Origin of the sequence: Mesorhizobium sp. M7A.F.Ca.MR.176.00.0.0 (assembly GCF_004023165.1) — a bacterium.
Taxonomy (GTDB): domain Bacteria; phylum Pseudomonadota; class Alphaproteobacteria; order Rhizobiales; family Rhizobiaceae; genus Mesorhizobium.
On the sequence record NZ_RZTC01000288.1, the window covers coordinates 1 to 1,109 of the forward strand.

Here is a 1,109-nt window from a genome sequence, read left to right on the forward strand (position 1 = left end):
GCCGGCCGCACTCATGACCGGCTGGGCTCGGTTAATCCTGCATGCCGCGCCCATGAGGTTGCGCTCTGTCGGGAGTGCGTCGAGCACAACGACGAGATGTAGTTCACGATCTTTGAAACGCGTGGTCAACCATCCAAAGTGTGGATGCCTTTCATCGAAACAAACGATTTCATCAATGTTCTGGAATCCTGCATGGGCAGAAGCACCTGACGCACACCGATGCCCCCACTGCCTCATGGCGTGGCGAGCGTCTTAAGAAACCGCCCGAAAGGAGATTTTTCATGCGCTCTACCGGGCAGTGGAGTGCTGGGAAAGGGAGTTGCAACTGACCGGGTCCGACTTCTTCCGAGCCTATGGACAGACTGGGAGACGCGCACGGTGTAGCGGCTCACATCGTCATACTGCACCTACGCCACACACCGGCCGGACCTGATCCGGCTTTATGAGCATTGGGCTTTGTCAGTTGCCCAAGCGTGATGGCTTTCGCGACGCGGCGCGCCTCAGGAACTGAGCCGCGTCCAGGTCGAAACGCGGGAAAGAAAGACAGGAAACAGAATGGCCGATCAATTCGCAACGGACGTCATTGCCCTGATCAAGAAACGCGCCGAGTCGGAGAGCGGTGAGGGAATGCCTGCGTCATTCGTCGGCGAGATAACAATCGCCACGGAACTGGACGCGCTCGGGTTTGATTCGCTGGGTTTGGCGGACGTCCTCTGGGATGTGGAGCAGGCCTACGGCATCAAGATCGACATGAACACGGCCGATGCCTGGTCCAATCTCAAGAATGTCGGCGACGTCGTGGAAGCCGTCCGCGGCTTGCTTGCGAAGGAGGCTTGAATGCACAGGCGCGTCGTTATCACCGGAGTGGGCGGCCTGTGCGGACTGGGCACCGACGCCGCCTCTATGTGGAAAGAGATGCGCGAAGGCCGCTCCGCCATCGGCCCGATCGCCAATTCCGAGCTTCATGACCTGGAGGGCATGACCGGCGCTGAGATCAAGGCGCTGCCCCAGCACGACATCAACCGGGGGCATCTCATCTCCATGGACCGCTTCAGCTTGCTCGCCGTGCTTGCAGCGCGCGAAGCCATGCGGCAGGCCGGACTTTCCTG

General features: G+C 60.1%; 2 protein-coding genes and 1 pseudogene. 2 read left to right on the top strand and 1 reads right to left on the bottom strand.

The genetic code is table 11. From position 1 onward, the window contains the following. A pseudogene (locus EOB59_RS37100) lies at positions 1-129 on the bottom strand (LysR family transcriptional regulator); the annotation flags it as partial. 426 nt (positions 130-555) lie between these two features. On the opposite strand from EOB59_RS37100, the gene EOB59_RS34865 reads away from it, so the two are divergent. Next, positions 556-837 carry an acyl carrier protein gene (locus EOB59_RS34865; RefSeq protein WP_029356603.1) on the top strand — a complete coding sequence of 94 codons (282 nt, stop codon included), beginning with the start codon at positions 556-558 and terminating at the stop codon, positions 835-837. Further along, the coding region (locus EOB59_RS34870) for a beta-ketoacyl synthase N-terminal-like domain-containing protein (protein ID WP_281061753.1) at positions 838-1,109 on the top strand (272 nt) is incomplete at its 3' end.